The sequence below is a fragment of the Mesorhizobium sp. M0626 genome, from assembly GCF_040320665.1.
GTDB lineage: Bacteria > Pseudomonadota > Alphaproteobacteria > Rhizobiales > Rhizobiaceae > Mesorhizobium.
Window position 1 is genome coordinate 67,694 of sequence record NZ_JAMYQD010000027.1, and the last position, 8,386, is coordinate 76,079.

Genomic DNA, 8,386 nt, shown 5'->3' on the forward strand with positions numbered 1-8,386 from the left:
AATGGGAGGATTTCAATGCGCACGACACTGATCTGTGCCGCGCTGGCGCTTGGCCTGGGCTCAACCCCGGCTTTGGCGCAGTCCGGCGAAATCACGATCTGGAGCTGGAATATCGCCGCTTCGTCGCTGAAGGCGACGGTGGCCGGCTTCAACAAACAGCATCCCGACGTCAAGGTCACCGTTCAGGATCTCGGCAACCAGCCGACCTATGACAAGTCGATCGCCGGCTGTGCGGCCGGCGGCGTCGGCCTGCCCGATATCGTCTCGATCGAAAACGGCGAGGCCGAGAACTACTGGAGCCAGTTCCCCGATTGCTTCGTCGATTTGCACACGCTGGGCTACACCGCCGACGACCAGAAGAAATTCCCGGATTTCAAGCGCACCGAATTGGAGGTCGGCGACAAGGCCTATGCCATGCCGTGGGATTCCGGCCCAGTCGCCGCCTTCTACCGCCGCGACTTCTACGAGAAGGCCGGCGTCGATCCGGCCTCGATCAAGACCTGGGACGATTTCATCGCCGCCGGCAAGAAGGTCCAGGCCGCCAATCCCGGCGTCACCATGACCAATGCCGATTTCAACGGCGACACCGAATTCTTCCGCATGATTTCCAACGAACAGGGCTGCGGCTATTTCGCCGCCGATGGGCAGTCGATCACCGTCAACCAGCCGAAATGCGTCGACACGCTGGCCAAGATCAAGGACATGAAGGACGCCGGCATCATCTCGTCGGCCGACTGGGGCACCAAGATCACCAACAACACCGCCGGCACCGTCGCCACCCAGGTCTATGGCGGCTGGTATGAGGGCACCATCCGCACCGAATCCGCCGGCGAAAACGGCAAATGGGGTGTCTATCTGATGCCGAGCCTGACCGCCGACGGCCCGCGCGCCGCCAATCTCGGAGGCTCGTCGCTCGCCATCACCTCAGCCTCGAAGAACAAGGAGGCCGCCTACGCCTATCTGAAATACACGCTCGAGACCAATGAAGGCCAGATCACCATGCTCAGGGATTTCGGCCTGGTGCCGTCACTGATCTCGGCCCTCGACGACCCCTACGTCTCGCAGGGCCTGCCCTATTGGGGCGGCCAGGCAGTGTGGAAGGACATTCTCGCCACGCTGCCCAAGGTGGTGCCGAGCCGCGGCACGCCGTTCCAGAGCGACGCCGAAATCATCATGCGCGCCGTGCAGACCAAATATCTCGGCGGCGGCTATCCCGATGCCAAGGCCGCCCTCGACGACGCCGCCAGCCAGATCGCTTCGGCGACGGGACTGCCGATCAAGTGACCAAGGCGGTGATTATGGCGGGCCAGATATAGGGCAATTTGCCGGACCGTTGGCGCTGCCCCTCACCTGCCTGCCGGCATCCTCTCCCCGTATAGTGACGGAGAGGGGGACGCTCTCGCCCAACACTTCGCCAATCGCCGGCGGCGTCCCAACAAGCCCCTTCTCCCCGTCACTATACGGGGAGAAGGTCCCGGCAGGGGGATGAGGGGCGGCGCCAAGCCTTAATAATTGACGCCGGCTAACAACACGCCGGATATCAGCCGGGAAAGAGGAAGGAGGAGGAACTATGCGCTACCAGAACGCCACGGCCTATCGCTTCCTCACGCCCTACCTCCTGATCTTCGCCATCTTCTGGGTGTGGCCGATCATCTCCTCGTTCATGATTTCCTTCCAGGCGACGCGCACGGTGCCCTGGCGCTTTGCGCCGACGTTCAACTGGGGCCGCCTGATCGGCGACCCCGCTTTCTTCAACGCGCTGAAGAACACGCTGCTCATCCTCGTGATCCAGGTGCCGGTGATGATCTCGCTGGCGATCGTCATGGCGGTGCTGCTGAACTCGCCGCTGCTGAAAGCACGTGGCCTCTACCGCTTCGCCTTCTTCGCTCCGGTGGTGGTCGGCGAGGTCGCCTATTCCGCCGTGTTCCGGCTGATGTTCAATCTCGATTTCGGCATCATCAACAAATTGCTCGCCGGCGTCGGCCTGTCCAAGATCGACTGGTTCTCCAACGTCACACCGGCCATGGCGCTGATCATGATCGCGGTGACCTGGCGCTGGGCCGGCTACAACGCCATCATCCTGCTCGCCGGCCTGCAGTCGATCCCCGAGGATGTCTATGAGGCGGCGACGCTCGACCGCGTCAGCAAGCTCAAGCAGTTCTTCTACATAACGCTGCCGCTGCTCAAGCCGGTCATCGTGTTTTGCGCCGTGCTGTCGATCATCGGCACCATGCAGCTTTTCACCGAACCGTTCCTGATCACCGAGCGCGGCGGTCCCGGCGGCGGCACCGAGACGCTCGGCCTCTTGCTTTACCGCCAGGGCTTCCGTTCGCTCAATTTCGGCTATGCCTCGGCCGTCGCCTACACCATGGCGGGCTTGGCAATCGCCATCACGCTGGTGCAGCTGTGGCTGACACGAGAGCCGAAATGAGAGGGGCGCCGAAATGAGTTCGCTCTCGCAACGCCGGCTCGGCCGCAGCGTCCTGCTGCATCTGGTCCTGACGCCGCTGGCGGTGATCTGGCTGTTTCCGCTATGGATGATGGTGGTGTTTTCGACCATGCCCGATAACGGCATTTTCAGCCCCGGCATCGAGCTTCTGCCGCACGGCAATTTCGTCGACAATTTCAACAACCTGCAGCGCGACACCAATTTCATCGGCGCTATCGGTATTTCGGTGGCGGTGGCGGTGACCTACACCTTCTTCTCGGTGCTGCTGACCTCGATGGCCGGCTGGGCGCTCGCCCGCTATCAGTTCTTCGGCAAGGGCGCGGTGGTGGCGATCATCCTCGGCACCATCACGCTGCCCTATGCGGTGGTGCTGATCCCGCAATTCATCATGGTGGCGCGCGACTTCCAGCTCGCCAACACCTGGATTGCGTTGATCGTGCCACCCTTGTTCAATTCGCTGGGCGTGCTGTTCATGCGCCAGGCTTTCTCGATGATGCCGGCCGACCTTTTCGACGCCGCGCGAGTCGAAGGCGTCAAGGAATGGCGTATCTTCCTGTTCGTCGCTTTGCCGCTGGCGCGGCCGATGCTGGCGGCGCTCGCCATCATTCTGTTCCTCGCCTCGTGGAACAATTATCTCTGGCCGCTTTTGATCAACAGCCAGCCCGGCGCGATGACGGCCCCTGTGGCGCTCGGCACGCTGATCGGCCTGACCAAGGTCTCATGGGGGGGCATCATGGCCGGCGCCGTCATGCTGACCGTACCGATGCTGGTCGTCTTCGTGCTGCTGCAGCGCCATTTCATCGCCGGCATCGCCGCCGGCGCCGTCAAGTAGGGACAACAGCGATATGGCGGCAGTCACCCTCACCAATGTCGTAAAACGCTTCGGCGTCTATGAGATTATCCATGACGCCAACATCGATATCGCCGATGGCGAGTTCGTCGTCTTCGTAGGCCCGTCGGGTTGTGGAAAATCGACGCTGCTCAGGATGATCGCCGGGCTGGAGGATATCAGCGGCGGCGAGATCGCCATTGGCGGCAAGGTGATGAACGATGTCGAGCCGGCCGAGCGCGGCATCGCCATGGTGTTCCAGTCCTACGCGCTCTACCCGCACATGAGTGTCGAGCAGAATCTGAGCTTTGGCCTCAGGATGACCGGCAACCCCAAGGAGGACACCGAGCGGCGGGTGAAGCGGGCCTCCGAAATCCTGCGCATCACAGAGTTGATGGCGCGGCGGCCGAGGCAATTGTCCGGCGGCCAGCGCCAGCGCGTCGCCATTGGCCGCGCCATCGTGCGCGAACCGCAAGTCTTCCTGTTCGACGAGCCGTTGAGCAATCTCGACGCCGAGCTGCGCGTCCAGATGCGGGTCGAGATCTCGCGCCTGCACAAGGAGCTCGGTACGACGATGATCTATGTCACCCACGACCAGACCGAAGCGATGACGCTGGCCGACCGGATCGTCGTGCTGCGCGGTGGCCATGTCGAGCAGATCGGCCGGCCGCTCGATCTCTACGACAATCCCGACAACCAGTTCGTCGCCGGCTTTGTCGGCTCGCCGAAGATGAATTTCATCAAGGGCCGCGTCGTCGGGCGCAACACGAGCAGCGTCACCGTCGAGCTGGTGGGCGAGGAAAAGACCCGCATTATGCAACCGTTGACCGGCGCCGTGCCAGAAACAGGAGCCAAGGTCATTGTCGGCGTGCGGCCCGAACATTTCGGCAATGGCGGCGAAGGCGACGCCGACCTCACAGTCGGCATCGACGTGGTCGAGCATCTCGGCGGCACCAGCTTCATCTATGCCAGGACCGCCCATGGCGAAGACCTGGTGATCCAGCGCGACGCGGCAAAGGTCCCCGACACCCAGGAGATCACCGTGTCCATCCGCAAATCCTATCTGTTCGATGAAAATGGCCAGCGGCTGCGCTGAGCGCTTCCAGCCTTGCAAGGAGAATGACCATGACTGCAACCGCGCCCATCCGCTGGGGGATACTCGGGCCCGGCGACATCGCCAAAGCGTTCGCCCGCGGCGTGGCAGGCTCGCGCACCGGCACGATCGTGGCGCTCGGCGCCCGCAATCCCGGCAAGGCAGGCTTGGCCGAGACGTTTCCCGGCGCCCGCATCCTCGACGGTTACGACGCGCTGCTCGCCGACCCCGAGGTCGATGCCGTCTATATCGCCATCCCGCATCCCGGCCATGCCGAATGGGCAATCAAGGCGGCGGAAGCTGGCAAGCATGTGCTGTGCGAAAAGCCGCTGGCGCTGACCGCCTTCGAGGCCGACGCCATGATCCATGCTGCGCGCAAGGCCGGCACCTTCCTCGGCGAAGCGTTCATGTACCGGCTGCACCCGCAGACGGCGAAGCTGGTGGAACTCATCAAGTCGGGCGTCATCGGCGATGTCAGGCTGATGAAGTCGAGCTTCGGCTTCGCCATGCCGGGCTTCATGCCCGAGCACCGGCTCTACGCCAACGATCTCGCCGGCGGCGGCATCCTCGATGTCGGCGGCTATCCCGTCTCGATGGTGCGGCTGATTGCCGGGGCTGCGACTGGAAAACCCTTCGCCGAGCCGGACAAGGTTGTCGGCACCGCCCATCTCGGCAAGTCCGGCGTCGACGAATGGGCCTCGGCGCTGCTGCATTTTCCCGGTGGCATCGTCGCCGAGGTATCCTGCAGCATCTCGCTCAAACAGGACAATGTGCTGCGCATCCTCGGCACCAAGGGCCGCATCGAAGTGCCGGATTTCTGGTTCGCCGGCGGCGGCAACCGCGATGGCGGCCCTGGCCGGATCGATGTAATCCTCGCCGACGACACGCGCGATACCATCAGCGTCAACGAAACCCGCCATCTCTATTCCTTCGAGGTCGACGCCGCCGGCGAGGCGATCCTGGCCGGCAAACAGGAGTTCGCCTGGCCGGGCATGAGCTGGGCCGACAGCCTCGGCACGCTGCGCGTCCTCGACAGATGGCGCGCCGCCGTCGGGCTCGAATATGAGATCGAAAAGCCGGCTAAGCGAACCAACACCATTTCGGGCCGGCCGCTGCGCACCGGCGGCACGGCCATTGGCAAGCGCAAGATTCCGGGCCTGTCGAAGCCGGCCTCCGTGGTGGCGCTCGGCTTCGAGGATTTCCGCACCTTCTCGTCGGGCGCAATCCTGCTCGACGCCTTCTTCGAGGCCGGCGGCAATCTGTTCGACACCGGCTATGTCTACGGCGCCGGCTACACCGAAACGCTGCTTGGCCAGTGGCTCAGGAATCGCGGCGTGCGCGAGCAGTCGGTGATCATCGCCAAGGGCGCCCACTCGCCGCTCTGCTATCCCGATGTCATCGGCAAGCAGCTCGCCCAGTCGTTGGACCGGCTGCAGACCGACCATGTCGACCTCTATTTCATGCACCGCGACAACCCGGATGTGCCGGTCGGCGAATTCGTCGATGCGATGGACGCCGAGGTCAAGGCCGGCCGCATCCGTGGCCCGTTCGGCGGCTCGAACTGGACGATGGCGCGCATGGACGAGGCGATTGCCTATGCCGAGCGCACCGGCAAGCAGAAGCCCGGCGTGCTCTCCAACAATTTCTCGCTGGCCGAGATGCTGGAACCGATCTGGGCCGGCTGCATCACCTCGTCCACCGACGACTGGAAATCCTGGCTGACGAAAAGGCAGATGCCCAACTTCGCCTGGTCGAGCCAGGGCCGCGGCTTCTTCACCGACCGCGCCGGCCGCGACAAGCAGGACAATGAGGAGCTGGTGCGGGTCTGGTATTCCGAGAAAAATTTCGGCCGCCGCGACCGCGCCATCGAGCTGGCGCAGCGCCTGGGCAAAAGTCCGATCCACATCGCGCTCGCCTATGTGCTGGCGCAGCCTTTTCCGTCGGTGCCGTTGATCGGCCCGCGCACGCTGGACGAGTTGGAGGACAGTTTGAAGGCGCTGGATATCAAGCTGTCGGCGGAGGATGTGGCGTGGCTGGATAGCGGGCCGGAACGGCGCAGGGCTTAGCAGCTAATCTCCCCCCTTGAGGGGGAGATGTCGCCGAAGGCGACAGAGGGGGTCGCCTCGCGTGGAGCGCTAACCTCCTTCTGCAGCGGCAGGTAGGCCGAGCCCAGTCGAACCGACCCCCTCTGGCCTGCCGGCCATCTCCCCCGCAAGGGGGGAGATTAGCAGCTCATGCGTCCCACCTACCGATCAATCCGGGTCGACAAAATTATCGACGACGACGTCCGCTCGACCCCGTCCATCGCGCCGATCTCGTCCAGCAACGCATCCAGATCCCTGATCGACGGCGCGTCGACGATGACGATCATGTCGAAATTGCCGCTCACCGAATGCAGCGTCCTCACCGGCGGCAGCGCCTGCAGCGCCCGCACCACCTTGTCGGCGAGCTTGGGCGTGACGGTGAGCAGCACATGCGCCCGCACCAGCCCCTGCTCGTAGTCCGGCGCCATCCGCACGCCATAGCCGGTGATGATGCCGCGCTGTTCCAGCCGCTCGATCCGGCTCTGCACCGTCGTGCGCGAAACGCCGAGCTGGCGCGCCAGCTCAGTGGTCGATGCGCGGGCATTGGCGCGCAGCAGGGAAAGCAGTTTTTGTTCGGCGTCACTGAGCATTTCGACGAACCTCGTCGGCGTATCGTTCAACTGCAGGGTTCATTTCGAACGATCCCACGCTTCCTTTCGACAGGCAAGCTGCGATTCTTGAAGGCATAGCGTCCACCGCGCGGCGGTCTGGGCCAAAGAGTTTTCACGAGGGGCAAGGTCATGAAGAAAATCATCGTCGTCGGCGCCGGCAAGATCGGCTCGACCATTGCAGGCATGCTCGCCGACAGCGGCGACTACCACGTCACCGTTATCGACCGTGCGGCGGCGCAGCTTGCCGCGGCCGAACTTCCCGCCGGCGTCGAGGGGCTGGAGCTCGATATCGCAGCGCCGGGCGCACTCGAGGCCGCCCTTGCCGGCGCCTTCGCCGTGCTGAGCGCCGCCCCCTTCCATTTGACCACGCGCATCGCCGAAGCGGCCGCCGCCACCGGCGTGCACTATCTCGATTTGACCGAGGATGTCGTCTCGACCCGCCGCGTCAAGGAGCTGGCCAAGTCGGGCAACAGCGCCTTCATTCCGCAATGCGGCCTGGCGCCGGGCTTCATCTCGATCGTCGCCAATGATCTCGCCAGCCGCTTCGACACGCTGGAAAGCGTTCGCATGCGCGTCGGCGCGCTGCCGCAATACCCGTCCAATGCGCTGAACTACAATCTGACCTGGAGCACCGACGGCGTCATCAACGAATATTGCGAACCCTGCGAGGCGATCGTCGAGGGCGAGCTGATCGAGGTGCCGCCGCTGGAGGAGCGCGAAGAGTTCTCGCTCGACGGCGTCACCTATGAGGCCTTCAACACCTCCGGCGGTCTCGGCACGCTGGCCGAGACGCTGAAGGGCAAGGTGCGCACGCTGAACTACCGCACCATCCGCTATCCCGGCCACGCGGCGATCATGAAGGCGCTGCTCAACGATCTCGGCCTGCGCCACCGCCGCGACGTGCTGAAGGATATCTTCGAAAGCGCCCTGCCGGCAACGCTGCAGGATGTGGTCATCGTCTTCGTCACCGTCTCGGGCCGCCGCAATGGCCGCCTGCTGCAGGAAACCTACGCCAACAAGATCTATTCGCAGCGCATCGGCAACCAGGTGCGCAGCGCAATCCAGATCACCACCGCCTCCGGCATCTGCGCCGTGCTCGACATGCTGGCCGACGGCACCTTGCCGGCGACCGGCTTCGTCAAGCAGGAAAACATCGCGCTGGATGCGTTTCTCGCCAACCGTTTTGGGCGCGCTTATGCGCAGCACGAGATGGTAAGCCGGCTGGCAAGCTGAGCTACTTCACCCTCCCCCTTGTGGGGAGGGTCGGCGGCCCAACGGAGCGAAGCGGAGATGGCGCGCCGGGGTGGGGGTGAGCGCCGC

7 protein-coding genes are annotated in these 8,386 nt (G+C 64.0%); 6 read left to right on the forward strand and 1 reads right to left on the reverse strand.

The window, feature by feature from the left end; all coding sequences use genetic code 11:
• The first annotated feature begins 15 nt into the window (after positions 1–15).
• The 5 genes from NKI37_RS28315 (at position 16) to NKI37_RS28335 (ending at position 6,437) form a co-directional block, all read left to right on the forward strand.
• Positions 16–1,284: an ABC transporter substrate-binding protein gene (locus NKI37_RS28315; protein WP_023685055.1), complete on the forward strand. Its 1,269-nt coding sequence runs from the start codon at positions 16–18 to the stop codon at positions 1,282–1,284.
• Between the two features lie 286 nt (positions 1,285–1,570).
• Positions 1,571–2,431: a carbohydrate ABC transporter permease gene (locus tag NKI37_RS28320; RefSeq protein WP_023745911.1), complete on the forward strand. Its 861-nt coding sequence runs from the start codon at positions 1,571–1,573 to the stop codon at positions 2,429–2,431.
• 13 nt (positions 2,432–2,444) lie between these two features.
• Positions 2,445–3,281, forward strand: a complete 837-nt coding sequence (locus NKI37_RS28325) for a carbohydrate ABC transporter permease (protein WP_023745910.1) — start codon at positions 2,445–2,447, stop codon at positions 3,279–3,281.
• 13 nt (positions 3,282–3,294) lie between these two features.
• Positions 3,295–4,374: an ABC transporter ATP-binding protein gene (locus NKI37_RS28330; protein ID WP_023834532.1), complete on the forward strand. Its 1,080-nt coding sequence runs from the start codon at positions 3,295–3,297 to the stop codon at positions 4,372–4,374.
• 29 nt (positions 4,375–4,403) lie between these two features.
• Positions 4,404–6,437: an aldo/keto reductase gene (locus NKI37_RS28335; protein WP_023742034.1), complete on the forward strand. Its 2,034-nt coding sequence runs from the start codon at positions 4,404–4,406 to the stop codon at positions 6,435–6,437.
• A 179-nt stretch (positions 6,438–6,616) separates the two neighbouring features.
• On the opposite strand, the gene NKI37_RS28340 is transcribed toward NKI37_RS28335, so the two are convergent.
• Entirely contained in the window at positions 6,617–7,045 is a 429-nt protein-coding gene (locus tag NKI37_RS28340) for an Lrp/AsnC family transcriptional regulator (RefSeq protein ID WP_023672167.1), read from the reverse strand.
• A 150-nt stretch (positions 7,046–7,195) separates the two neighbouring features.
• On the opposite strand from NKI37_RS28340, the gene NKI37_RS28345 reads away from it, so the two are divergent.
• Positions 7,196–8,299, forward strand: a complete 1,104-nt coding sequence (locus NKI37_RS28345) for a saccharopine dehydrogenase family protein (protein ID WP_023715718.1) — start codon at positions 7,196–7,198, stop codon at positions 8,297–8,299.
• The last annotated feature ends 87 nt before the right edge of the window (positions 8,300–8,386 follow it).

Excerpts from the sequence above, each read along its gene's own strand:
- NKI37_RS28340 (WP_023672167.1), bottom strand. The coding sequence starts at position 7,045 with ATGCTCAGTGACGCCGAACAAAAACTGCTTTCCCTGCTGCGCGCCAAT.
- NKI37_RS28315 (WP_023685055.1), top strand. The coding sequence starts at position 16 with ATGCGCACGACACTGATCTGTGCCGCGCTGGCGCTTGGCCTGGGCTCA.
- NKI37_RS28335 (WP_023742034.1), top strand. The coding sequence starts at position 4,404 with ATGACTGCAACCGCGCCCATCCGCTGGGGGATACTCGGGCCCGGCGAC.
- NKI37_RS28320 (WP_023745911.1), top strand. The coding sequence starts at position 1,571 with ATGCGCTACCAGAACGCCACGGCCTATCGCTTCCTCACGCCCTACCTC.
- NKI37_RS28325 (WP_023745910.1), top strand. The coding sequence starts at position 2,445 with ATGAGTTCGCTCTCGCAACGCCGGCTCGGCCGCAGCGTCCTGCTGCAT.
- NKI37_RS28330 (WP_023834532.1), top strand. The coding sequence starts at position 3,295 with ATGGCGGCAGTCACCCTCACCAATGTCGTAAAACGCTTCGGCGTCTAT.
- NKI37_RS28345 (WP_023715718.1), top strand. The coding sequence starts at position 7,196 with ATGAAGAAAATCATCGTCGTCGGCGCCGGCAAGATCGGCTCGACCATT.